Origin of the sequence: Enterobacter sp. FUJ80071 (assembly GCF_038739915.1) — a bacterium.
GTDB classification, from domain to species: Bacteria; Pseudomonadota; Gammaproteobacteria; order Enterobacterales; family Enterobacteriaceae; genus Enterobacter; species Enterobacter kobei.
Genome location: NZ_JBBXKH010000001.1, coordinates 2,285,298 through 2,309,309, shown reverse-complemented (window position 1 = coordinate 2,309,309; position 24,012 = coordinate 2,285,298). Strand labels below are relative to the sequence as shown.

The 24,012-nt window shown below is 56.8% G+C and carries 23 protein-coding genes; 13 read left to right on the top strand and 10 right to left on the bottom strand.

Annotated features, from left to right (window positions below):
* Positions 1–542 precede the first annotated feature (542 nt).
* Together AAER43_RS11380 and AAER43_RS11375 are read left to right on the top strand one after the other, a co-directional pair.
* A complete protein-coding gene (locus AAER43_RS11380; protein WP_050863026.1) occupies positions 543–1,286 on the top strand; it encodes a DeoR/GlpR family DNA-binding transcription regulator in 744 nt (247 codons plus the stop codon).
* 13 nt (positions 1,287–1,299) lie between these two features.
* Positions 1,300–2,367 carry an oxidoreductase gene (locus AAER43_RS11375; protein WP_050863025.1) on the top strand — a complete coding sequence of 356 codons (1,068 nt, stop codon included), beginning with the start codon at positions 1,300–1,302 and terminating at the stop codon, positions 2,365–2,367.
* A gap of 90 nt (positions 2,368–2,457) precedes the next feature.
* Here AAER43_RS11375 and cybB read toward each other — a convergent pair whose 3' ends face one another.
* A complete protein-coding gene (cybB, locus tag AAER43_RS11370) occupies positions 2,458–2,988 on the bottom strand; it encodes a cytochrome b561 (RefSeq protein ID WP_014883764.1) in 531 nt (176 codons plus the stop codon).
* Between the two features lie 189 nt (positions 2,989–3,177).
* Between cybB and gap the strand changes: the two genes are divergently transcribed.
* Positions 3,178–4,179 carry a type I glyceraldehyde-3-phosphate dehydrogenase gene (gap, locus tag AAER43_RS11365; RefSeq protein WP_050863024.1) on the top strand — a complete coding sequence of 334 codons (1,002 nt, stop codon included), beginning with the start codon at positions 3,178–3,180 and terminating at the stop codon, positions 4,177–4,179.
* Positions 4,180–4,233: 54 nt separating this feature from the next.
* Here gap and AAER43_RS11360 read toward each other — a convergent pair whose 3' ends face one another.
* Positions 4,234–5,028: a YdcF family protein gene (locus tag AAER43_RS11360; protein ID WP_050863023.1), complete on the bottom strand. Its 795-nt coding sequence runs from the start codon at positions 5,026–5,028 to the stop codon at positions 4,234–4,236.
* A 203-nt stretch (positions 5,029–5,231) separates the two neighbouring features.
* Here AAER43_RS11360 and AAER43_RS11355 point away from each other — a divergent pair, with 203 nt between their 5' ends.
* The 4 genes from AAER43_RS11355 to AAER43_RS11340 all read left to right on the top strand — a co-directional run bounded on the left by AAER43_RS11355 (position 5,232) and on the right by AAER43_RS11340 (position 10,127).
* The gene (locus AAER43_RS11355; RefSeq protein WP_342701935.1) at positions 5,232–6,884 is read left to right on the top strand and encodes an MFS transporter; all 1,653 of its coding nucleotides are present in this window, start codon (positions 5,232–5,234) and stop codon (positions 6,882–6,884) included.
* A 22-nt stretch (positions 6,885–6,906) separates the two neighbouring features.
* Positions 6,907–7,989, top strand: coding sequence for an HlyD family secretion protein (locus AAER43_RS11350; protein ID WP_023338306.1), 1,083 nt, complete (start codon positions 6,907–6,909; stop codon positions 7,987–7,989).
* The gene (locus AAER43_RS11345) at positions 7,986–9,365 is read left to right on the top strand and encodes an efflux transporter outer membrane subunit (protein WP_050863022.1); all 1,380 of its coding nucleotides are present in this window, start codon (positions 7,986–7,988) and stop codon (positions 9,363–9,365) included. The genes AAER43_RS11350 and AAER43_RS11345 overlap by 4 nt, the downstream gene beginning before the upstream one ends.
* 102 nt (positions 9,366–9,467) lie before the next feature.
* Positions 9,468–10,127 (top strand): O-methyltransferase, encoded by a 660-nt coding sequence (locus AAER43_RS11340; RefSeq protein WP_050863021.1) that lies wholly within the window; start codon positions 9,468–9,470, stop codon positions 10,125–10,127.
* A gap of 70 nt (positions 10,128–10,197) precedes the next feature.
* Here AAER43_RS11340 and hrpA read toward each other — a convergent pair whose 3' ends face one another.
* Positions 10,198–14,100 carry an ATP-dependent RNA helicase HrpA gene (hrpA, locus tag AAER43_RS11335; protein WP_050863020.1) on the bottom strand — a complete coding sequence of 1,301 codons (3,903 nt, stop codon included), beginning with the start codon at positions 14,098–14,100 and terminating at the stop codon, positions 10,198–10,200.
* A 205-nt stretch (positions 14,101–14,305) separates the two neighbouring features.
* Here hrpA and azoR point away from each other — a divergent pair, with 205 nt between their 5' ends.
* Entirely contained in the window at positions 14,306–14,911 is a 606-nt protein-coding gene (gene azoR / locus AAER43_RS11330) for an FMN-dependent NADH-azoreductase (RefSeq protein WP_008502313.1), read from the top strand.
* A gap of 89 nt (positions 14,912–15,000) precedes the next feature.
* Positions 15,001–15,687, top strand: a complete 687-nt coding sequence (locus AAER43_RS11325; protein WP_023330362.1) for an RluA family pseudouridine synthase — start codon at positions 15,001–15,003, stop codon at positions 15,685–15,687.
* A 7-nt stretch (positions 15,688–15,694) separates the two neighbouring features.
* Here the strand turns inward: AAER43_RS11325 and AAER43_RS11320 are convergent, their stop codons facing one another.
* Positions 15,695–16,234 (bottom strand): DUF2058 domain-containing protein, encoded by a 540-nt coding sequence (locus tag AAER43_RS11320; protein WP_032636630.1) that lies wholly within the window; start codon positions 16,232–16,234, stop codon positions 15,695–15,697.
* A 353-nt stretch (positions 16,235–16,587) separates the two neighbouring features.
* Between AAER43_RS11320 and AAER43_RS11315 the strand changes: the two genes are divergently transcribed.
* Both AAER43_RS11315 and AAER43_RS11310 read left to right on the top strand, forming a co-directional pair.
* Positions 16,588–17,562, top strand: coding sequence for a DUF1852 domain-containing protein (locus AAER43_RS11315; protein ID WP_014883755.1), 975 nt, complete (start codon positions 16,588–16,590; stop codon positions 17,560–17,562).
* A 23-nt stretch (positions 17,563–17,585) separates the two neighbouring features.
* Complete coding sequence (locus AAER43_RS11310) at positions 17,586–18,614, top strand: methionine synthase (protein ID WP_014883754.1); 1,029 nt, start codon at positions 17,586–17,588, stop codon at positions 18,612–18,614.
* A gap of 4 nt (positions 18,615–18,618) precedes the next feature.
* Here AAER43_RS11310 and AAER43_RS11305 read toward each other — a convergent pair whose 3' ends face one another.
* Complete coding sequence (locus AAER43_RS11305) at positions 18,619–19,551, bottom strand: LysR family transcriptional regulator (RefSeq protein ID WP_023330359.1); 933 nt, start codon at positions 19,549–19,551, stop codon at positions 18,619–18,621.
* A gap of 95 nt (positions 19,552–19,646) precedes the next feature.
* On the opposite strand from AAER43_RS11305, the gene AAER43_RS11300 reads away from it, so the two are divergent.
* Together AAER43_RS11300 and AAER43_RS11295 are read left to right on the top strand one after the other, a co-directional pair.
* Positions 19,647–20,081 (top strand): DMT family transporter, encoded by a 435-nt coding sequence (locus tag AAER43_RS11300; protein ID WP_014883752.1) that lies wholly within the window; start codon positions 19,647–19,649, stop codon positions 20,079–20,081.
* Positions 20,082–20,084: 3 nt separating this feature from the next.
* Positions 20,085–20,543 carry a DMT family transporter gene (locus AAER43_RS11295; RefSeq protein ID WP_023330358.1) on the top strand — a complete coding sequence of 153 codons (459 nt, stop codon included), beginning with the start codon at positions 20,085–20,087 and terminating at the stop codon, positions 20,541–20,543.
* 2 nt (positions 20,544–20,545) lie between these two features.
* Here AAER43_RS11295 and AAER43_RS11290 read toward each other — a convergent pair whose 3' ends face one another.
* From AAER43_RS11290 to AAER43_RS11270, 5 genes are read right to left on the bottom strand one after another with little or no spacing between them, the layout of a single operon-like run.
* Positions 20,546–21,073, bottom strand: a complete 528-nt coding sequence (locus tag AAER43_RS11290; protein WP_014883750.1) for a DUF3833 domain-containing protein — start codon at positions 21,071–21,073, stop codon at positions 20,546–20,548.
* Complete coding sequence (locus tag AAER43_RS11285) at positions 21,070–21,594, bottom strand: hypothetical protein (RefSeq protein ID WP_014883749.1); 525 nt, start codon at positions 21,592–21,594, stop codon at positions 21,070–21,072. Before AAER43_RS11285 ends, AAER43_RS11290 begins: the two co-directional genes overlap by 4 nt.
* Positions 21,591–22,076: a DUF2878 domain-containing protein gene (locus tag AAER43_RS11280; RefSeq protein WP_014883748.1), complete on the bottom strand. Its 486-nt coding sequence runs from the start codon at positions 22,074–22,076 to the stop codon at positions 21,591–21,593. Before AAER43_RS11280 ends, AAER43_RS11285 begins: the two co-directional genes overlap by 4 nt.
* Positions 22,073–23,293 (bottom strand): cyclopropane-fatty-acyl-phospholipid synthase family protein, encoded by a 1,221-nt coding sequence (locus tag AAER43_RS11275; RefSeq protein ID WP_014883747.1) that lies wholly within the window; start codon positions 23,291–23,293, stop codon positions 22,073–22,075. The genes AAER43_RS11280 and AAER43_RS11275 overlap by 4 nt, the downstream gene beginning before the upstream one ends.
* On the bottom strand, positions 23,290–24,012 hold the full coding sequence (locus AAER43_RS11270; RefSeq protein WP_050863018.1) for a DUF1365 domain-containing protein: 723 nt from the start codon (positions 24,010–24,012) through the stop codon (positions 23,290–23,292). The genes AAER43_RS11275 and AAER43_RS11270 overlap by 4 nt, the downstream gene beginning before the upstream one ends.

Below are 24,012 nucleotides of genomic sequence, written 5' to 3'. Positions count from 1 at the left end.
AACAAAATGTGGTATAGGCCACTACACCCACAATGTTAATGTGGTGTTACAAATAAGAAAAAAGATGGGGTTTCTGGACAAAACCATAAAAAGGGCATTTCAAATGAAACATATAAACCCTCTGTTATTTGAGGAAAATTCCTAATCTGCTCTCTGTACATTTTTGCGTTAATTTCGAAGAGCGTCAGACACAAAGATTTTCAAAGAAGTGTCAATTTAAGTCATTACCGACCTCGCACCAAAATAAAAATCCATTAAAAAACTAAAGTAAGAGATTAATAGCTACTATAAATCTTATTTACAGAGTTTTATTCTATGCAATGGTATTATAATGGTTACATAACCCAAATCATTAAATAAAACATAACAATAACACTGTGGTTAACATTCAAAACGGCTTAATGATATCTGCTTAATACAAATGTAATAATCACCTACCGGAATGACTGCACCTCCCGACCGCTTACCCCATTCCCCTGCTTCCCTCTGCGCAAAAATGCTGTATTATGCGAATTATTGCGACATTTTGCAGGAGTGCAGCCATGCACAAGACCGCACGTCAACGTTATGTCCTTGATATTTTGAGCGATCAAGGTCAGGCCAGCATTACTGAGCTGGCAGAAAAGCTGCAGGTTTCAGCAGATACCATCCGTCGGGATCTCACCGACCTGGAAAATCAGGGGCTGGCCCAGAAGAACCACGGTGGCGCTATCGCCCTTAATCTTTCCGCCATGAATCGTCAGGGCCGCAACACGCTGCTGCCTGAAAGCAAGCAACGCCTGGGGAAACAGGTCGCGCAGGCGGTTCCAGCCGGTTCCACCCTCTTTCTGGATGCCGGCAGCACGGTGATGGCCGTCGCGACCTTTCTTCAGGGGCCTCACACCGTGATCACCACTTCGCTGGACATCGCCCAGCATTTTAGCGACCGGGAAAACATTGATCTGATCCTGCTCGGCGGGAAATGGGACCCGAAACAGCGCCTGTTTGCCGGAAGCGCCACGTTGTCGTTGCTCTCCCGCTATCGGGCAGATATCGCCATTCTTGGGGCGTGCGCCATTCATGCCGAACTCGGTCTGAGTGCCGGTAAAGAGGCCGATGCTGAGGTGAAACGTGCGATGCTCGCCGCAAGCCATGAACACTGGATCGTGGCCGACCATCTGAAAGTTAACCGCTGTGAACCGTATCTGGTTTCGGGGTTATCCGACATTCATCAACTCTTTTTAGATCGTCCCTGGCCTGAGCTTGGGGACCCTGGCGCATTACAGGTCACCGTATGCGCGCAATAACGTGGAGAAGGTCATGAGTAAAGTTCAAACAATCAACATTGCGCTGATCGGGTATGGATTTGTGGGTAAAACCTTCCATGCTCCGCTGATCCAGTCCGTGGACGGGCTTAGGCTGGCGGTGGTCTCTTCCCGTGATGAAGAGAAGGTAAAACGCGATCTTCCGGATGTGCTTGTGGTCGCGACACCGGAAGAGGCTATTCAGCATCCTGATATCGACGTGGTGGTGATTGCCTCGCCTAACGCCACTCACGCCCCGCTGGCTACGCTGGCCCTGAACGCCGGGAAACATGTCGTCGTGGATAAGCCTTTTACCCTCGATATGAAGGAAGCCCGCGACCTGATCGCGCTGGCGGATGAAAAACAGCTCCTGCTCTCTGTTTTTCATAACCGCCGCTGGGACAGCGATTTCCTCGGCATTAAACAGATTATTGCGCAAGGCACGCTCGGCAAGGTCAAGCACCTGGAGTCGCATATTGATCGCTTCCGTCCGGAAGTCCGCGTGCGCTGGCGCGAGCAGAACGTTCCCGGTAGCGGTCTGTGGTTTGACCTGGGGCCGCACCTGATCGACCAGACGCTACAGCTGTTTGGCCTGCCTGAGTCGGTTCAGGGGAATATCGCGACGCTGCGCGAGGGTGCGGAGATCGACGACTGGGCGCACGTGGTTTTAAATTACCCGGCGCACAAGGTTATTCTGCACGCCAGCATGCTGGTCGCTGGCGGGACGGCCCGCTTTACCGTTCACGGGGATAAAGGCAGCGTGGTAAAGGCCAGAATCGATCAGCAGGAAGCACAACTGCTTGCGGGAGTGATCCCCGGCAGCGAAACCTGGGGAGAAGACAGCGACAGCATGGTGTTCTTCGGGGCAGACGGTGCAACGCAGACCGTTGCCACACCGAAAGGCGACCAGCGCCAGTATTACATCCATGTGCGTGATGCGCTGCGCGGGGAAATCCCCCATCCCGTTCACCCTGTCGAGGCGTTAGCGGTCATGGCTGTGCTGGAAGCGGCGGTGAAATCATCAGAGACCGGGACAACGCAGACGCTGGCGTTAACGGCTGAAGAGCGTGCGCTGCTGGGTTAAAAAACAAGCCGGGTGGCGCTGCGCTTACCCGGCCTACGAGTTTGAGCCGTTTGTAGGCCCGTGCAAGCGAAGCGCCTCCGGGCGAAAAGACTACTGACGCTTTTTCGGCATCATGCGCAGCAGCGTATTGTCTTTCCAGAAATAGTGATGCATTAGCGCCGCCGCCGCGTGCAGACCAATCAAGAAATAGCCGAGATTGGCGAGCGTCTCGTGCCACTCCTTCAGCATATCCACCAGATCAAAATTCCCTTCCGCCGCATGCGGCATCAGCAGGCCAAAGGCAAACCAGTCGTTTCCGCGGTTATACATCATCACAATGCCAATCAGCGGCAGCGCAATAAACAGCAGATAGACGATGAGATGCCCAAGATGCGACATACCGGTGATCATCGCTTTGGGTTTCGGCTGAATAGGCGGTGCGGGATATTTAAGGCGGATGAGCAATCTCGCCACCATCAGCACCAGCACCGAGATCCCGCAGGAGACGTGGATCATGTTTATCACCGGGCGATCGGTACGCGGGAAAAAGCCTCTAAACTCCATCGCGCAGTAGGCGACGACAACTAACAAAAACACCAGCCAGTGAATCGCAATCTGCAGGCTTGAATATTTAGTACGCATGGGATTTCCTGAAAAAAAACAGTCACTGCGCCAACATAATCTCCTTTCCTTAAAAATTCATTAACTTTTCTGTATGACTTTTCAGTCACTTCCCTGCGGATGAAGTATCTTCAATTGCCGCCCTGTCCGTGATGGTCTAAGCCTGGATGAGTTCAAACTGTCTTATCGACATGTTCACAGGAGAACACAATGAGTAAAATTGGCATTAACGGATTCGGACGCATTGGACGCCTTGTTTTGCGCCGCCTTCTTGAAACTCAGGACAGTAATACTGTCGTCGCCATCAACGACCTCACCTCCCCGAAAGTGCTGGCTTACCTGCTCAGACATGATTCCAACTACGGTGGCTTCCCGTGGAGCGTAGATTTCACTGAAGATGCGCTGATCGTCGACGGTAAAACCATTGCGGTATACGCGGAGAAAGAGGCAAAGCATATTCCATGGAAAACGGCGGGGGTGGATATTGTCGTGGAGTGCACCGGCTTCTACACCTCTGAAGAGAAATCCCGGGCACATCTGGACGCAGGTGCGAAAAAAGTGCTGATTTCGGCACCTGCAGGTGACATGAAAACCATCGTCTATAGCGTGAATGACGACACGATTGACGCCAGTGACACCATTATTTCCGTCGCGTCCTGCACCACCAACTGCCTGGCCCCGCTGGCAAAAGCCCTGCACGATGCGTTTGAAATAAAAGTGGGCACCATGACCACCATCCATGCCTACACCGGCACCCAGGCGCTGGTCGATGGACCGCGCGGGAAAGATCTACGCGCCTCGCGGGCAGCAGCTGAGAACATTATTCCGCACACGACCGGTGCTGCAAAAGCCATCGGCCTGGTGATCCCTGCGCTCAGCGGCAAGCTGAAAGGCCACGCGCAGCGCGTGCCGGTAAAAACCGGCTCCGTCACCGAGCTGGTCGCCATTCTGGGCAAGAAAGTTACCGTTGAGGAGATCAACGCTGCGCTGAAAAAGGCGACCCAGGGGAATAAATCGTTCGGGTATACCGATGATGAAATTGTGTCGTCAGACGTGATTGGTTCGCACTACGGTTCGGTATTCGACGCCACACAGACGGAGGTGTCGGAAGCGGGAGACCTGCAACTGGTGAAGGCCGTCGCGTGGTATGACAACGAGTATGGTTTCGTGACGCAGCTGGTGCGTACGCTGGATAAGTTCGCCGCGCTGTGAAATTCCCCCTCACCCTGACCCTCTCCCCAAAGGGGCGAGGGGATTGCCCCGTGCTCAGATGATTTTACGCGCCACCTTCAGGACCGGATCCTGCTGAAGCTGTTTCCAGGCTTCGGTGACAGCCTCAGGGAATTCGACGTGCGCGATAAAATCCCGCCCGGCCGGGCCATAGCCGTTCTCATCGTCATGCAGACGCGGCAGTTCCCCCATCACCAGCGAAAGGTAACGCTCAACGGCCCACAGCCCTGCGTTACCCTCGCTAAATACCACGCCGTTTTTGCCGTTTTGCAGTATTGGCGTCATTCCCGGGTGGCTAATCCACTGCGGAGAAACGGGCTCATCGCGGCAAACGCGGGCGAATGTCGCCATCGTACGGCGCTGCATCGTCGGATCCTGCACCACCAGCATTCGTCCGCTTGTTCGCTGGTGCTGTTTCAGCATGTTCCAGCTAAATCGGGCGTTTTCTCCGCAGTTAGTGGAGCGATCTTCAACCCACAGGCGCGACTCGGGGATCTGCCAGAACTCCCGCGCAATGTCGGCAAGAATGCTTGCTTCCGCCCGCCCGGACGCCGGCAGTGGGTGATAACGGGGGTGGTGACGGATCGCGTCATACAAAAACGTTGTCGAGTGACCGATGCCGCCGCTAATCAGCAGCGGAACCTGCTTTTCTGCGGCAATACGGCAGGCTGCTTCAATGGTCGGGATCACCGCGTTTCCTGCCAGAATCACCGCGTCAACATCCGGGGTTTGAGACGTGCCGCGGAGATCGTCCTGCGCCAGCCATTCACCGACAGTATTGATGGCCGTAAGCGTAGCGTCCGGCAGGACGGGGAAATGGGGCTGAACCATGGTGAACTCCTCCTCAGTGTTACCTCAGGGTAGCGACTTCGACTTATCAACACAACGGGGGTGCTGTGTCGCTCTTTTTCCTTAAAAGCCCTCTCAACATTTGATTAACATGCGTAAATCATATTCACTTGAATTATCATTTGCGGCAGACGTAGAATCGCCAGTCGACACATTTTTCCATTATTTCTAAGGTAAACAACGTTATGCGCCTGCCCGAACGCGATCCTTATGCTCCTCGCGAGTGGCAGCCACATGAGAAACCCGCTCTGCTGGGGTCGCCTTCCACACCTGAACACAGCACGCCCAAACGGATTGCCTACGGCGTCGTGGGCCTGCTGGTGTGCCTGACGGGGGCGCTGGGTAATGCGGTGGTGACCGCCAATCTGCAAAACCTGCAGGGCACCTTCGGCGCCTGGTCAACGGAAATCGCCTGGCTGCCCGCGGTCTATGTGATGACCAACATCTCCATCAATCTGCTGCTGGTCAAATTCCGCCAGCAGTACGGTCTGCGCGCCTTCACCGAAGGGTTTCTGGTGCTGTATGTGCTGGTCACCTTTTTCCATCTGTTTGTTAACGATCTCAGCTCAGCGCTGATGGTGCGCGCCGCGCACGGGATGGTGGCCGCCGCGCTCAGCTCGCTGGGGATTTACTACCAGATCCAGGCCTGGCCGGCGAAACATCGCCTGAAGGCGCTGACCATAGGCATTACCGGCTCGTCACTCGCCATTCCGCTGGCCCGGCTGTTTTCGACTGAACTGCTCCAGCTGGACGAGTGGCGCGGATTGTATTTCTTTGAACTGGGGCTGGCGCTGATCTCCCTGGCCTGCGTGATCGCGCTGAAGCTGCCGCCGGGCGACCGACGCAAGGTCTCTGAGAAGAAAGACTTTGTCACCTTCTTTCTGCTGGCGCCGGGCATGGCCTTGCTGTGCGCGGTGCTGTCGCTGGGACGTCTGGACTGGTGGTTTGAAGCGCCGTGGATCGGCTGGTCGCTGGCGTTATCGCTGGTGCTGATTGTGTCCGCCATCGTCTTTGAACATAACCGCACTAATCCGCTGCTGAATACCCGCTGGCTGTCGAGCGGCAGCATCGTCCGTCTGGGACTGATTATGCTGCTGATCCGCATCGTGCTGGCGGAGCAAAATACCGGGGTGATTGGCTGGTTACAGTATGTGGGATTACAGAATGAGCAGATGACCCATCTGGCGTGGTCCATTTTCGCCGGGATCGTCTGCGGGATCGTCACCAGCTGTCTCACCATCAAGCCCACAAAACTGGCGTGGCCGATTATCACCTCCCTGGCACTGATGATCATTGCCTCGCTGCTGGACAGCCAGTCCAATAACCTGACCCGCCCGGACCAGCTGATGGTCAGCCAGTTCCTGCTGGGCTTCGGCAGCGCCTTCTTCCTCGCCCCGGCCATGCTGGCCGCCATTGGCGGAGTGATCGCCGACCCGCGTAATCTGGTCAGCTTCTCGGTCATGTTTGGCATGAGCCAGAACCTCGGCGGTCTGCTCGGGTCGGCGATCCTCGGTACTTTCCAGACCTGGCGTGAGAAGTACCACTCCAGCCTGCTGGCAGACCAGCTCACCACGCTCAACCCGCTGGTCAACGAGCGCATTCAGCTTTATACCCAGATGTATAAAAGCCTGATCGGTGACAGTTCGCTGTTGGGGACTCAGGCGATTACCCAACTACAAAGCGTCACCGCCCTTGAGGCAAATATTCTGGCTTACAACGATACTTATCTTCTGACGGCAAGCATCGCTGCCGCCACGCTGGTCTGGATTTTATGGCGCTTGCTGCGTCTGCGCATCACTGCCCGTATGGCGCTGAAGAACGCCACCGGCAACAAGTAATTGAAAGAGTTCTGGAGAATTTATGAGTCAGCAGGATGCCGCCAAAGAGCAGGCCAACACCCGCAAAAATGTGCGCATTGTTTCCGTTTTCACCGCCGCTGCCATCGGTCTTGTCGGCGTGCTGGTGATCCTTTACGCCTGGCAGTTACCGCCCTTTACCCGACACGTGCAGTTTACCGACAACGCCTACGTGCGGGGGCAAACGACGTTTATCAGCCCGCAGGTGAATGGCTATATCACAGAGGTGAAGGTTCAGGACTTTGTGCAGGTCAAAAAAGGCGATCTGTTGCTGCAGATTGATGACCGCATCTACCGTCAGCGGGTGCATCAGGCCGAGGCGCAGCTGGCGATGAAAATTGCCGCCCTGAATAATAACCTGCAGCAGCGTAAAAGCGCCGAAGCGACGATTGCCAAAAATGAAGCCGCGCTGAAAAATGCCCGCGCCCAGAGCCTGAAAACCCAGGCGGATTTGAAGCGCGTGAAGGATCTGACGGCGGATGGGTCACTTTCCGTTCGCGAACGCGATGCCGCCCTGGCAAGCGCGGCTCAGGGCAGCGCCGATATCGACCAGGCGAAAGCAACGCTTGAGATGTCGCGTCAGGATCTGCAGACGGTGATTGTCAATCGCGGGGCGCTGGAGGCGGACGTTGAGAACGCCAACGCGGCGCTGGAGCTGGCGCAGATCGATCTGGAAAACACCCGCATTGTGGCCCCGCGTGATGGCCAGCTGGGGCAGATTGCCGTGCGTCTCGGGGCGTATGTGACCGCCGGGACCCATCTCACCACCCTTGTGCCCCCCCAGCACTGGGTTATTGCCAATATCAAAGAGACCCAGCTCGCGGAGCTGCGCGTTGGTCAGCCGGTGAAATTCACCGTCGATGCCCTGAACGACAAAGCGTATCAGGGCCGCGTGGAGAGCATCTCTCCCGCAACCGGCGTGGAATTCAGCGCGATCACGCCGGATAACGCCACCGGTAACTTTGTCAAAATTGCCCAGCGAATTCCGGTGCGCATTGAGGTACTCGGTAAGCCAGAGGAATCCGCCCTGCTGCGTCCGGGCATGTCGGTACAGGTAACAATTGATACGCGGGAGGCGAAACCATGATCCTGCGTCCGATAGCCGGACTGGTCGTGGCGGTGATGCTGGCCGGATGCCAGTCCGTCGACGTCAAACCGGCGCAGCCCACGCTGCACATTCCTGCGCAATGGCGGGCCACCTCGGGGCCAGCCAGCCCGACGGAACAGCTCTGGTGGCGTAATTTTCATGACAACCACCTGAACCGCTATGTGGACCAGGCGCTTAAGAATAACAGTGACGTGTTGATCGCCCGCGAACGGATAAACGAGTATCAGGCGCGGGTCTTTGCGGCCGACGGCAGCCTGTTTCCCTCGCTTGACGCGGGCGTCACGGGGACGCGCGCCCGTTCGCAATCCGCTGCGACCGGGTTGCCCGTCTACGGTACGGTGTACAGAGGCAGCCTGACGGCGAGCTACGACGTTGATATCTGGGGCGTCAACCGCAGCACGGCGAATGCCGCTCAGGCGTCGCTGGAGGCGCAAAAAGCCGCCGCTGCCGCCGCGGATTTGACCGTCGCCTCGTCCGTGGCTTCCGGGTACGTCACCCTGCTCTCACTTGACGAACAGCTGCGCGTGACTGAAGCCACACTGAAGTCCCGCGAAGAGGCATTTAACCTCGCGAAACGTCAGTTTGAAACCGGCTACAGTTCGCGCCTGGAGCTGATGCAGTCTGACTCCGAATTACGTTCAACGCGGGCGCAGGTGCCCGTGTTACAGCATCAGATTGCGCAGCAGGAAAATGCGCTTAGCCTGCTGCTGGGAAGCAATCCCGGCGCGGTAGCGCGCAGCGAAAGCTTTGCAAGGCTAACGCCGCTGAAGCTGCCGTCGCAGCTGCCTTCCACGCTTCTGAACCGTCGCCCGGATATCGTTCAGGCTGAACGCCAGCTGGTGGCGGCGGATGCCTCCCTTGCCGCGTCGCGCGCTAGCCTGCTGCCATCGATCAACCTGACTGCCACCGGATCGATTCAGGATCGTACCCTTTCTGGCCTGCTGGACAATCCGCTTCAGCTCTGGAGCGCCGGGGGCAGTATTCTTGCCCCGCTGCTGAACCGCCAGGCGCTGAATGCGCAGGTGGATATTTCCCAGTCCCAGCGTAACCAGGCGCTGTACGCCTATGAAAAAACCGTGCGTAACGCGTTTGCGGAAGTGAACAACAGCCTTGATGCCATTACGCGCTATCAGGAACAGCTGACGGAGCTACTCGCCCAGCAGGATGTGGCGCAGGAGACGCTGCGCATTGCGCAGAATCGCTATCGCAACGGCTATTCTTCCTATCTAGACGTGCTGGACGCGCAGCGCACGCTGTTCTCGGTCCAGACCAGCGTCGTGCAGGTGAAAAATAACCTGCTGCTGGCGCAGATTGATTTATACAGGGCGCTGGGCGGCGGCTGGGGCAGTGCCTGAAATCCTGCCCGGTGGCGCTGCGCTTACCGGTCCTGGATTTCGCACCCGTAGGCCGGGTAAGGCGTAGCCGCCACCCGGCAATCCTTCCCAAGGAGTCAATCTATGCAACAACAGTGGTCTGCAGTAGATAATTTCATGATTTCTTCGCTGATCCCTGACGATGACGTACTGATTCAGGTACTGGAAAACAACAAGCGCGCCGGGCTGCCCGAACACGACGTGGCGGCCAATCAGGGGCAGCTGCTGGCGCTGTTCGTGCGCATGACGCAGGCAAGACGCATTCTCGAGATCGGGACGCTGGGTGCCTATAGCTCAATCTGGATGGCGCGCGCCCTGCCGCCGGACGGAAAGCTGATCACGCTCGAGGCCGACCCGAGACATGCCGACATTGCGCGTCAGAATATTCACCTCGCAGGGCTGAACGATCGCATTGAACTGATTGAAGGCCCGGCGCTGAGCTCGCTCGAAAATTTTGGTGACGTTCCGCCGTTCGACCTGATCTTTATTGATGCCGATAAGCCGAACAATCCCGGCTATCTGGAATGGGCGTTGCACTATTCCCTTCCCGGTACGGTAATTATCGGCGATAACGTGGTGCGCGAGGGTGAAGTCGTTAACGGGCAAAGCGACGACGCGCGCGTGCAGGGCGTGCGGCGTTTTATCGAGATGACTGGAGATAACCCGCGCTTAACCGCCACCGCGTTGCAAACGGTGGGGGTTAAGGGATGGGATGGGTTTACGCTGGCGATTGTGAACGGGTGAAAATTGTGCGGGCTGATGCCCTCACCCCGACCCTCTCCCACAGGGAGAGGGAGAAAATCGGGCAAGGCTTTTAGCCAGACATCTGCTCCATCGCCTGCAGGATACGCTTATCCGAAATCGGATACGGCGTACCGAGCTGCTGGGCAAAGAAGCTGACGCGCAGCTCCTCGATCATCCAGCGGATCGCCTGCACGTCTTCATCGTCGCGGCGCGCTGGCGGCAGCTTGTTTAGCCACTGCTGCCACGCCTGCTGCACGCTTTCCACTTTCAACATCTGCGCGCGATCGCGGTGCGGGTCGATGGCCATTTTCTCCAGACGTTTTTCAATTGCCTGCAGATAGCGCAGCGTATCGCCGAGACGGTTGAAGCCGTTGCCGGTGACAAAGCCACGATACACCAGCCCCGCCATCTGCGCCTTCACGTCCGACAGCCCCAGCGCCATGGTCATATCCACGCGCCCCTTCAGGCGCTTGTTGATGTTGAACACGGCGGTGAGGATCTGCTCGACCTGTTTGGCAATCTCCACCACGGTGTCGTTGAGCTCCGCGCGGACCTTTTCATGAAGCTGAGCAAAGCCCTCTTCCGTCCAGACCGGACCGCCCGCCTCGTGGATCAGTTTGTCCACGCCGCAGGAGATGCAGTCGTCAATCAGATCCAGCACTTTGCCGTACGGGTTAAAGTACAGACCCAGCTTGGCCTTGTTCGGCAACTTCTCGTGCAGATATTTAATCGGCGACGGAATGTTCAGCAGCAGCAGGCGACGCAGCCCGCGCCACATCATCTGCTGCTGTTCCTGCGGGTTATCAAACAGTTTGATCGCCACGCTGTCGCGCTCGTCCACCAGCGCTGGCCAGGCTTTCACCTTATAGTTACCGCGTTTTTGCTCGTAGCTTTCCGGAAGCTGACCAAAGCTCCAGATATGCAGCCCGCTCTGCTCGATACCGTCGTCCGCCACCGCAGAGAGCGTCTCCTGGACTTTGCCTTTCAGCGCCTCTTTTAGCTCGCTCAGGGAACGCCCTTCCAGCAGCTTTTTGTTTTTATCATCCACCACGCGGAAGCTGATTTTCAGGTGATCGGGTACCTGATCCCAGTTCCAGTCTTCGCGGTCAATGGTCGTCCCAGTCATGCGGCGGAATTCTCGCTCCAGCGCGTCCAGCAGCGGCAGCTCCAGCGGCGTGACGCGGCCCAAAAACGCTTCCGCGTAGTTCGGCGCAGGCACAAAATTACGCCGCACCGGTTTCGGCAGCGATTTAATCAGCGCAATGACCAGCTCGCGGCGCAGGCCGGGGATCTGCCATTCAAACCCGCTCTCGTCGACCTGGTTTAACAGCGGCAGCGGAATGTGGACGGTCACGCCGTCCGCATCGGCCCCCGGTTCAAACTGATAGGTCAGACGCAGCTTGAGATTGCCCTGATGCCAGAAGTTCGGGTAGTCGAGCTTGCTGACCGACTCCGCCCCCTCTTTAATCAACATGCTCTTTTCAAAATTGAGCAGGTCCGGCGTCTCTTTACTGGCCTTCTTCCACCAGCTGTCAAAGTGGCGGGCGGAAATCACATCGTGACTAATGCGCTGATCGTAAAACTCGAACAGCGCCTCGTCGTCTACCAGGATGTCGCGACGGCGGGATTTATGCTCAAGCTCTTCCACCTCGGCGCGCAGCTTCAGGTTTTCGCGGAAGAACGCATGGCGCGTCTGCCAGTCGCCCTCCACCAGCGCGTGGCGGATAAACAGCTCGCGGCTGAGCGCCGGGTCAATCTGGCTGTAGTTGACCTTACGCGCGGCCACCACCGGCAGGCCATAAACGGTCACCTTCTCGGTCGCCATCACTGCCCCCTGCGCACGCTCCCAGTGTGGTTCACTGTATGAGCGTTTCAGCAGATGCTGCGCGACTGGCTCAACCCATTCCGGGTCGATCCGCGCGGCAATGCGTCCCCACAGGCGGCTGGTTTCCACCAGCTCGGCCACCATGGTCCACTTCGGCGGCTTCTTGAATAAGCCGGAACCGGGGAAGATGGAGAAACGGGCATTGCGCGCGCCGGTATACTCCTGCTTCTCTGCGTCCTTCATCCCAATGTGGGACAGCAGGCCGGTCAGCAGCGCGATATGAATTTCACGGTACTCCGCCGGCTCGCTGTTCACCGGAATGCCCAGCTCTTTCACCACCTGGCGCAGCTGAGTGTAGATATCCTGCCACTCGCGCACGCGCAGGTAGTTGAGGAAATCCACGCGGCACTGGCGGCGGAACTGGTTCGAGGAGAGCGCTTTCTGCTGCTCGCCGAGATAGTTCCACAGGTTCACGAAGGCGAGGAAATCGGACTCTTTGTCGTGGAAGCGACGGTGTTTTTCATCTGACGCCTGCTGTTTATCCATCGGACGCTCGCGCGGATCCTGAATGGAGAGCGCAGAGGTAATAATCATCGCCTCGCGCACGCAGCCGTGCTTCTGGGCTTCCAGCACCATGCGCGCCAGACGCGGGTCGACCGGCAACTGGCTGAGCTGACGACCCAGCGGCGTCAGTTTATAGACCGTAGCCTGCTCGTCGGTGGTAATGGCCCCCAACTCTTCCAGCAGGCGGACACCGTCCTGAATGTTGCGTTTGTCCGGCGCCTCCACGAACGGGAACGCCGCGATGTCGCCCAGCCCCAGGGCGGTCATCTGCAGGATAACGGACGCCAGGTTGGTACGCAGAATTTCCGGGTCGGTAAACTCCGGGCGCGACAGGAAATCGTCTTCGGAATAGAGACGAATACAGATCCCTTCCGACACACGACCGCAGCGGCCTTTACGCTGGTTGGCCGACGCCTGAGAAACCGGCTCTATTGGCAGGCGTTGCACCTTGGTGCGGTAGCTGTAGCGGCTGATACGCGCCGTGCCCGGGTCGATCACGTATTTGATCCCCGGTACGGTCAGCGAGGTTTCCGCCACGTTGGTCGCTAGTACAATGCGGCGTCCGCCGTGCGGCTGGAACACGCGGTTCTGCTCGCTGTTCGACAGGCGCGCGTACAGGGGCAGGATCTCCGTATGACGCAGATCGCGCTTGCTGAGCGCATCGGCGGTGTCGCGAATTTCGCGCTCGCCGCTCATAAAGATCAGAATGTCGCCCGCACTTTCGTTGCCCAGTTCGTCGACAGCGTCGAAGATGGCCTGGAGCTGGTCGCGCTCGGTATCATCCGCCTCTTCGACAATCGGGCGATAGCGCACTTCCACCGGGTACGTGCGTCCTGACACTTCAATTATCGGCGCATTGTTGAAATGCTTCGAGAAGCGCTCCGGGTCGATGGTCGCGGAGGTGATGATGATTTTCAGATCCGGACGACGCGGCAGCAGTTCTTTCAGGTAACCGAGCAGGAAGTCAATGTTCAGGCTGCGCTCGTGCGCTTCGTCGATGATGATGGTGTCGTACTGCATCAGCAGGCGATCCTGCTGGATTTCCGCCAGCAGGATACCGTCAGTCATCAGCTTGACTATGGTGTTATCGCTGACGTGGTCGCTGAATCGCACCTTGTAACCGATGCAGCCGCCCGGCTCGGTTTGCAGCTCTTCGGCAATACGGTTCGCCACGGTACGCGCCGCCAGACGACGCGGCTGGGTGTGGCCAATCAGACCTTTCACCCCGCGCCCCAGCTCCATGCAGATTTTCGGCAGCTGAGTGGTTTTCCCCGAACCGGTTTCCCCTGCGACAATTACCACCTGGTGGTCGCGCACGGCTTCCAGGATGTCCTGTTTTTTCTGACTGACAGGCAGGTTTTCCGGGTAGGTAATTGCCGGACGTGCAGCTTCGCGCAGCACAACTTTCCCTGCTGCCTGTTCAATCTCTTTCGCCATCTCCTGATAAATGGCCTGTTGTGCATCAGGATTTTTAACCTTCTTCACGCCGTGCAGACGACGCGCAAACCGCTGTTTATCGCGCAGCATCAGGGCATCAAGCCTTTGCAGGAGCATCGGGAAGGTGATTTTTTGGTGTTCTGTCATAGCGTTAATGGGCAGTGCTCTGCCGGGTAAAATCTCTTTTTAATGATTGCTATAGAGTACCACATTGACGCTTTCTACGCCTTATTCAAAAAATTCGAACATAGACTTCGATATATTGCGCTATCTCTGTGGCAGGATTGTGAATAGAGTGTCAACAAGCAACGGGGCAACCCCCTTCAATCAAATGCAAAAACAGGAATCACCCATGAGCAAAGTATTAGTGTTGAAATCCAGTATTCTGGCAGGGTACTCTCAGTCTGGTCAGCTGTCTGATTATTTCGTTGAACAGTGGCGTGAACAGCATTCCGCTGACGAAATCACCGTGCGCGACCTGGCGGCAAACCCTATTCCTGTGCTGGACGGTGAACTGGTTGGCGCGCTGCGTCCGAGCGATGCTCCGCTGAGCCCGCGTCAGCAGGAAGCCCTGGCCCTGTCCGACGAACTGATTGCTGAGCTGCAGGCGCACGACGTTATCGTGATTAACGCCCCAATGTACAACTTCAACATCCCTACTCAGCTGAAGAACTACTTCGACCTGGTGGCGCGTGCTGGCGTAACCTTCCGTTACACTGAAAACGGCCCTGAAGGTCTGGTGAAAGGCAAGCGTGCGATCGTACTGACCAGCCGCGGCGGTATCCATAAAGACACCCCAACCGACCTGGTTGCGCCGTACCTGAGCCTGTTCCTGGGCTTCATCGGCATCACTGACGTGAACTTCGTGTTCGCGGAAGGCATCGCTTACGGTCCTGAAGTGGCAACGAAAGCGCAGACCGACGCCAAAGCCGCGATCGACAGCCTGGTTGCCGCCTAAGATTTCCCCCTCTCACCGCCCGGTGGGAGGGTTTTTCTTTTCTCCACATTTCGTTATCATCCGCTCCCACTCTCCAGCCGGGCGGCCTGATGTCTGCGATTATTGATTCTTTTATTGCCCCACCGTGTCATGACGACATCGAGATCCTCTGGCAGGATGAACATTTGCTGCTGATCAATAAGCCTTCCGGTCTGCTCAGCCTCTCGGGGAAAAATCCGCAAAACCTTGATTCTGTCCATTATCGTCTGGTTCAGACGTTCCCGGGCTGCACGCTGGTACATCGTCTCGATTTCGGCACGTCCGGGCTGATGGTGATTGCGCGTAATAAAGCGATCAATGCGGCGCTCTGCCAGCAGTTCAGCCAGCGCAGCGTGGAGAAAGTTTACAGCGCCCTGCTTTGCGGACATCTGGAAAACGATGAGGGCGTGATAGATGCCCCGATTGCCAAAGATCCGGCGCTGTTCCCGCTGATGTCAATCTGCGCCATTAACGGTAAACCCGCCCGCTCCCGTTATCGGGTGGTGGAACGTTTTTATCAGGGAACGGGAGTGCCATTAACGCGGGTGACGCTTACCCCGGAAACCGGGCGAACCCATCAGCTGCGTATTCATTGCCAGCAGCTGGGGCACCCGATTCTGGGCTGCGATCTGTATGGCGGTCTTGACGCGCCAGGGGCGGAAATCACGCCCCGGCTGATGCTACATGCCTGCGAGCTGAATTTTATTCATCCGGTAAGCGGCGAGCCGGTTACTGCCCGTCACACCGCCCCGTTCTGACGGCGGTTTACCACATCAAATCGTCAGGGATTTTGAAGTCCGCGTAGGGATCGTCTTCATCCTGCTCTTCCTGACTGAGCGCGCTGTTTAACACAATGCAGTCGGCATCACGCTGGGCAATTTTATCGGCCACGACTGCCGGGATAATCGCGTATTCACAGTCGCCGCTGGCGTTAATCACCAGACGGGCAATCGCCAGACGGCCGTTGATCAGCTGAGTCTGGGTTTGCTTGTCGACGTCGAGTTTTTTGATCAGATTACCGTCAGTGAAGTTAAAGGTGATATTGCCTTTCGCCACGGTGATGCGGTTCATCTCAATCAGCTGCTTCACCTGTGCTTTAAACTCTTTTGCCAGCACGGCCTGCTTCTGCTGTTCGCTGAGCTGCTTGTCACGCTCGATCTGCGCTTTTTTATTCTCTTCTACTGCTTCGCGCGCCTCACGAGCCTGAACGCGTGATTTCTTTGCCGTACGCTGCACTTTCGCCGCTTTCTTGCTGCTAACGAGGCCCGCTTTCAGCATCTGCTCTTGTAAGGTGAGTTTTGTCATGATCGTTTCTAAACCGGTTGGAAATTTTGGGGATTATAGCGGGAATTGAACAGAAATAAAAAAATGCCAATCCTCTACAGCGGGTTAACGGCGACGGCAAAGCACATATTGCAGACATAGTGCGAGCTTCGCCCGGCGGGGCTGCGCTTGCACGGGCCTACAAACAACGCTGAACCGTAGGCCGGGTAAGCGCAGCGCCACCCGGCAAGAAGGCAGCAACACGCGAGTATCACGCTTCATGAACTTCGCTCATGTTGCAGTGAAATTAAGTCACTTCCCCTGCGCCGCGGGGTCAGGCATAAATTATGCATCGGTAACTTCTTAGCAACATGAACTTAGGATGCATAACGACAATGAGCAAAGCTTTCACCTATACCCTTAAGCGCAGTTGCTTCGATGAGAATTACAACCCGTCAGAAAATACGCGTACCACCACCAACTTTGCCAACCTGGCGCGCGGAGAAAAGCGTCAGGAAAACCTGCGCAATACCCTGGTGATGATCAATAACCGCTTCAACGCACTGGCGCGCTGGGATAACCCCAACGCCGATCGCTACGCGGTTGAGCTTGAAATTATCTCCGTCGATCTGAACATTGGTGCGGATAAGCCGTTCCCGGCCATTGAGATATTGCAAACCACCATCGTCGACAAGAAAAACAACCTGCGTATCCCGGGAATTGTCGGCAATAACTTTTCGTCTTACGTGCGGGATTATGATTTCAGCGTTCTGCTGCTGGAACATAACAAGAACCAACAGCACTTCAGCGTTCCGGAAAAGTTTGGTGAATTGCACGGCAACATATTCCGCCATTTTGTGAGTTCGCCGGAATATAAAGAGAACTTCAGAAAAGGACCGGTGATCTGCCTCAGCGTTTCCAGCAAAGACACATACCGCCGCACCGGCAACCAGCATCCTGTACTTGGCATTGAGTATCAGCCGGATGGCGAGTCATTAACGGAGCTGTACTTTGCCAAAATGGGCCTGAAGGTACGCTATTTCATGCCAGAAAACAGCGTGGCGCCTTTTGCGTTCTTTTATACCGGTGATTTGCTGAACGATTACAGCAATCTTGAACTGATCGCCACCATCAGCACGATGGAAACGTTTCAGAAAATCTATCGCCCGGAAATTTATAACGCCAACTCGTCGGCGGGACTGTGCTTCCGACCGGATCTGAACCAGCAGGATCACTCATTCACCAAAATTGTTTATGACCGTGAAGAACGAAGCCGTCTGGCGATTGAACAGGGTCGATTCACCGAAGAATACTTTATTAAGCCTTATAAACACATTCTTGAGCAGTGGTCTGATAACTACACGCTTTAATTCATCAAAATAGGTCTTTTATTATGAAAACATTGCTCCCGACGTCTACGGCTGGCAGCCTGCCTAAGCCGACCTGGCTTGCACAACCTGAAACGCTGTGGTCTCCGTGGAAATTAGAGGATCAGGAATTACTGGCAGGAAAACAGGATGCGCTGCGTTTGTCACTGGATGAGCAGATCCGTGCGGGAATCGACATTGTCAGCGACGGCGAACAGACCCGCCAGCACTTCGTCACCACCTTTATCGAACACCTGAGCGGCGTGGATTTTGAAAACCGCCAGACGGTACGCATTCGTAACCGTTATGACGCCAGCGTGCCGACCGTGGTTTCTGCTGTGGCACGTCAGAAACCGGTATTCGTCGACGATGCAAAGTACCTGCGCCAGCTCACGGATAAGCCGATCAAATGGGCCCTCCCCGGACCGATGACCATGATCGACACCCTTTACGACGCGCACTATAAAAGCCGCGAAAAGCTGGCCTGGGAATTCGCCAAAATCCTCAATCAGGAAGCGCGGGAGCTAGAGGCTGCAGGCGTGGATATTATCCAGTTCGACGAACCGGCATTTAACGTCTTTTTTGACGAGGTCAACGACTGGGGCATCGCCGCGCTGGAACGCGCCATTGAAGGGCTGAAGTGCGAAACTGCGGTCCATATCTGCTATGGCTACGGCATCAAAGCCAATACCGACTGGAAAAAAACGCTCGGCTCTGAGTGGCGCCAGTACGAAGAGGCTTTCCCTAAGCTGCAGACCTCGAACATCGACATTATCTCTCTGGAGTGCCACAACTCCCGCGTGCCGATGGATCTGCTGGCGCTGATCCGCGGTAAAAAAGTGATGGTTGGCGCGATTGATGTGGCAACGAACACCGTTGAAACGCCGGAGGAAGTCGCCGATACCCTGCGTAAAGCGCTGCAGTTTGTCGATGCCGACAAGCTTTACCCTTCGACCAACTGCGGTATGGCCCCCCTTTCCCGTCACGTCGCAAACGGTAAGCTGCGAGCCCTCAGCGCAGGCGCAGAGATTATCCGCAAAGAGCTCGGCGCGTAATCCTTTACGTTTGCCAGTACGGCGGCGTACCAAAGCGTTCGACGTAATAATCAATCACCGCCCTGACGTTCAGGGGCGGATGACGTGCATGTGGATAGATCGCCGCAATGTTCAGCGGCTCCGTGTTGATCGCACACGCCATTTCCGGCAGAAGTGCGACAAGCTCTCCCCGCTGGAGCCTGTCGCCAATCAGCCAGTCCGGAAACAGGACGATTCCCATCCCGCCCAGCGCGGCAGTGAGCAACGACTCCGCATTATTGGATGTCATCCGCGCCACCACCGGATAGTGTATCCAGTTCTCCCCCTCGCGACGCACCAGCCAGCGGTTAGGCCCGGACGAACCGCGATAGACCAGACATTGATGATCGCTCAGCGTGGCCGGATCGTCCGGCACACCGTGTTTGCGCAGATACGCGGGCGACGCGGCAAGGTGGTAACGCTGCTGACCAAAAATGCGGGCGTGGAACGTCGAGTCCGTCAACATGCCAATGCGAAAGATAAGATCGGCCGCATCCCGGTGCGGGTCGATAAAGTCATCGGTCAGCGTGAGCTCAATGTTTAACCGCGGATAACGCTCGGTCAGCTCCGCCAGGCCTGGCGCAACATGCCTCTGCCCAAAAAATACCGGCCCATTAATGCGGATTGTGCCGGATGGTTCCGACGAACGTTCATCCAGCTCACGCCGCGCCTCTTCGACGTTTTCGACCATCGCCCGGGCATAGCGGATAAACAGATGACCACTTTCGGTGGGGATCACCGCGCGCGTATTGCGGTAGAACAGCTGCTGACCGAGGGCATCCTCAAGCTGGTGAATAACGCGCGAAATCTGTGAGGCTGATATCCCCTGCCGCCGCGCGACGACGGAGAAATTCTGCGCTTCATAGACCTCAATAAAGATCAGCAGCGCGCGGACGTTGATATTACTGGCATCGAACATTAATGCATTTCCTGCAAAGGTGTTTCCTGCATTATGGCATTTTTCTCACTGGACGACCGACGTAATCTTCTTCGCCTTAAAACGGAGGAAGCGTTATGCAGTTTGTGTTGATTTTACTGGTGATAGCCGGAGGGATGGGTCTCTCCATTGAGGCGGGATTACTGGGGCCATTGGGGGGCGAAGTGGGCGACTTATGGGCCACGTTCAGCATTTTTGGGGTCGGTGCCGCACTGACGTTTTTACTGATGCTGTTTTTTAGCCCGCGTAACAGCCCCTCGTTTTTTGCCCAGCCCGGCTGGCAGTTGCTCGGCGGCGTGCTCGGCCCGGTGTACGTGGTCATCCTGACCGTTGCGACACCCGCCATCGGCATCGCAATGACCATGATTGGGATTTTGGCCGGTCAGGTCTTTAAAAGCCTGATCATTGACCACTACGGTCTGCTGGGCTCGCCGCACAGAAAGATAAATGCGAAGCGCATTATTGCACTGGGGTTCATCATTGCGGCACTGGTTCTGGTCGCACAGGGGTAACGTATGACACTGATTATGATTCTTCTCGCCGTTTGCGGCGGCGCTACGCTGAGCATTCAGGCCGCGATTAACGGACAGCTCGGCAGCAGCGTGGGGGTATTCAAAAGCGCGTTTCTGACCTTTTCCGTCGGCGCACTGGTGACCGCCCTGCTCATATTTTTCTTTGAGCCTAAGCATGCGGTCACGCTGCTGGACGTACCCAAATGGCAGCTCCTCGGCGCGATGTTTGGCGTGCCCTATATCGTGATTATGGTGCTTGCCGTACAGCGCATCGGCACCGCCGTCGCCACGGTGGCGGTGATATTCGGCCAGCTCACCATGAGCATGTTGATAGATAACTTTGGCTGGTTGGGTAATCCCGCTATTCCCTTTTCGCCGAGCCGTCTGGGCGCGGTTATCTGCCTGGGGATTGCGCTGTATTTCATCTACTCGAGCAGCAAAATCTACAGCGCCCGCGACTAGACTCACGTCTTCCGGGTAAAGAACAGCGTCACCGTGGCGACGGTGACGCCAAATTTCTTCATCTCGGTTTTATTAAACAGATGGGTCTCATCCTGCAGGTACATCCAGTCGTCAAACTTCAATAGCCAGCTACTGCCATTGGCTTTGACCTTCATGCTGTAATGCCAGTTAAAGGCGTTACCTGCCGCCTGCCCCGTAGCGACCCCTTCGATATCCCCCGCCGTTCCCTCGTAGCGATCGTTCCCCAGCCTGCGGATGTGCCATACCCGCTGTTGCTTCTCGCCATCGTCATACACGAAGTGCTCATTGAGCGTCAGCGTATCGCCGATAACATCCCCGGCAATCTCCACGTGAAAGCGGCGGATCTGTTTACCGCTGCGATCCTGCACCATGCCCCACGCTTCGGTTTTCCCCTGGAAGTAGTCGAAGATATCAAGCCGTGGCTGCTGCTGGCGATACTCGGCCACCTCTGTGCTACAGCCTGCCAGCAGCATGGTCAATGCCAGCACCATCATCAGGAAACGTTTCATTTTTGTCCTCCAAGTAACTGCTGACGCAGTTCAGGATATTGCGTGCGGGGATCGAGCCAGATGGCCAGAAAGCGCGTGCTGAATGCTTCTGACTGGCGCGGGCCAAGTGGAATAAAGCTTTTCTGCGTTGCTGACGCGCGGTACCAGAACTGTCCCTGCTTATCATCGAGGACAAACGCCAGCTGTGAGCCCGGCCGGACATCCGGCCACAGCGAACGAAGCATCTGTAACCAGCCTTCGCTTTGCGGCTCCCGCTGCAAAATCCCCTGCGCCTGCCACTGATCGCGCGTGGCCTCCACCAGTTCATCACGTTCAATGTCGCGCGCGTAGGTGATAATCAACGCCTGATCCTGATCCGCCGCGCGGTAGCGACCGTCCGGCGTGCGCAGCTGGGAGGTATAAACCGTAAACGGGCCCCAGGTGAGCGTGGCGTCACCCACCTTACGCCAGGCCAGCCAGTCGGCGGCGTGGGCCGCAGGGATCACCATCGTCAGCCAAAGGAGGAAAACCGCTGCTCTCATTTTTGTCTCCCCATCAGCAGGTGGAAAAACAACATTAATACCAGCCAGCCCGGCACCATCCAGCTGACGACGATAAAGGTCGGCTCCTGAAAGGTAATAGCACCCAGCCGCTCGCCAATCAGGTACGCCACTGGCCCTCCCACGGCGGCCAGCAGCGTCAGCAGCCAGCCGGGTAACGTGGTCGTGCGAGCAAGCTGTGTCCAGACGGTGGCGAACATCAGCCACAATGCCACCATCCATAGCGGCATCAGGGACTCGCCGGTGAAGGCAATCAGCCCCGTCAACGCCCAGAGCGCATCCAGTACGCTGCCCGCTGCAGCCAGACCGATGGCGTAAAGGCGGTATACCGGCGGCAAAAACAGGCAGGCGAGCACCGCCAGCGCAAGCCAGATAATCAGGCCCTGCTCACGAAAGATCACCACCAGCGCCCAGTAAAGATCGAACCCGACGGCCAGCAGAAAGACCTGAAGATAACGTCTCATACGCGTTCGGCGGTCAGTTGCACCACGCTGATGGTGCGGGCGTTAAACCCGGCTTCGCAGTAGCCAAAGTAGTACAGCCACATACGGCGGAACCGTTCGTCGAAGCCGAGCTTTTCAATCTCCTGCCAGGCATGAACAAAGCGCTGCCGCCAGTGGGCCAGCGTGCGGGCATAGTCTGGCCCCATGTCAAAGAGGTTACGGACCACAAAATCGGTATGGCGCGTCATCAGCTCATTCATCGCTGTGATGCTCGGCAGGAAGCCGCCGGGGAAAATGTAGCGCTGGATAAAATCGACGCTTTTGCTGTAGTCGCGGTAGCGCTGGTCCTGAATGGTAATGGCCTGAATCGCCATCCGGCCACCCGGGCGCAGCCGCGCCTGACAGGTTCGGAAGAACACGGGCAGATAGCGTTGCCCGACGGCTTCAATCATCTCTATCGAGACCAGCTTGTCGTACTGCCCGGTGAGGTCGCGATAATCACAAAGCAGAACCTCAACGCGGTCCTGCAACCCGGCGCGGGCGATCCGCTCGGTTGCCCAGATATACTGCTCCTGCGACAGCGTGGTGGTGGTTACCCGACAGCCGTAGTGACGTGCCGCGTATTCCGCCATCGCCCCCCAGCCGGTACCGATTTCCAGCAGGTGATCGGACTCACACAGCGCCAGCTGTTCGCACAGACGCGCCATTTTGGCCTGCTGCGCCGCCGTGAGATCCTGCTCATCCGCAGTAAACAGCGCGCTGGAGTAAAGCAGCTCCTTATCCAGAAAATGTGAATAAAAGGTGTTGCCCAGGTCGTAATGCGCGGCAATATTTTCACGCGCCTGGGCCCGGGAATTGCGCCGCGTCCAGTGGCGCAGCCGCTCCAGCGGTCTACCGAGCAGCCGGAACCCTTTCTCCAGACGGCCAAGCACCTCGCCATTAAGGGCCAGGATTTCCAGAAGCGGCGTGAGTTGCGTGGTTTCCCATTCGCCATCCATCCAGGCTTCTGCGGCGGCAAGGCTCCCGCCCGTTAAGACGCGCCAGTAGACGCCGGGCGCGAGGATCTGAATGTCGGCGTGCAGCGCGGAGGATGTCTCGCCAAAATGGAATGTCTGTGCCCCTTCACGCAGCGTGAGCGAGCCGCCACGAATACCGCTTAACAGACGGAAAAGCAGCCAACGCGCAATGCGGACGTTGCGCGGGATATCGGGTTCTAGCGCAAAGACGGGATCGGTCATGAGCGTTCACTCCTGCTGACGGGATGGTTATGCAGCGGCACGCGCTTGAGCCACAGCCTCAGCGCCTGCCAGTAAATAGCGAAAACGGTTTTCAGGGTCATCAGGGGAATGCGCAGCAGTAACGCACGCAGTGCCGGACGCGTCAGAGGCTCCCGGCGTAGCGCCAGCGTGGCGTCAAACACCTTCGCGTCCTGATGATTTTCAATGTGCATATGCAGCGTGTTATCCGGGTTGTTGAAGCGCCAGTGGTAGATCATGTCCATTGGGTTGAAGGGGGAAACGTGAAACGCTTTTTCCGTTGGCTGCGCGTCCTGACCGTTGACGGCATAGTAATGCCGCTCGTTCCACGGCGTGTTGCGGACCTCCGCCAGCACCCAGCCCAGCGCCCCCTTCTCGTCATAGCAGTAGTAGAAGTTGACCGGATTGAAATGAAACCCGAAATAGCGCAGCTGCGTCAGGAGCATGACTCGTCCGCCGGGACGTTCTCCGGTGAGCCCCTCCAGCGTGTTCAGGACGTTCTCTTTGAGCGGCGTACCCAGCGGATAGTCCGTGTCATAAAACGCGGCGGCGGCGAAGCGATTGCGCCGTACGCCGACGTCAGCCAGCAGTGGCAGTTCATCCAGATCCAGCCAGGCCATAAAGACGCTGTAGCGAAATTCGTGGGTTTTCGGCTGGAGGCGGCGGTGGCGTAATACGCCGTGATAGAGGCAGCTGTTCAT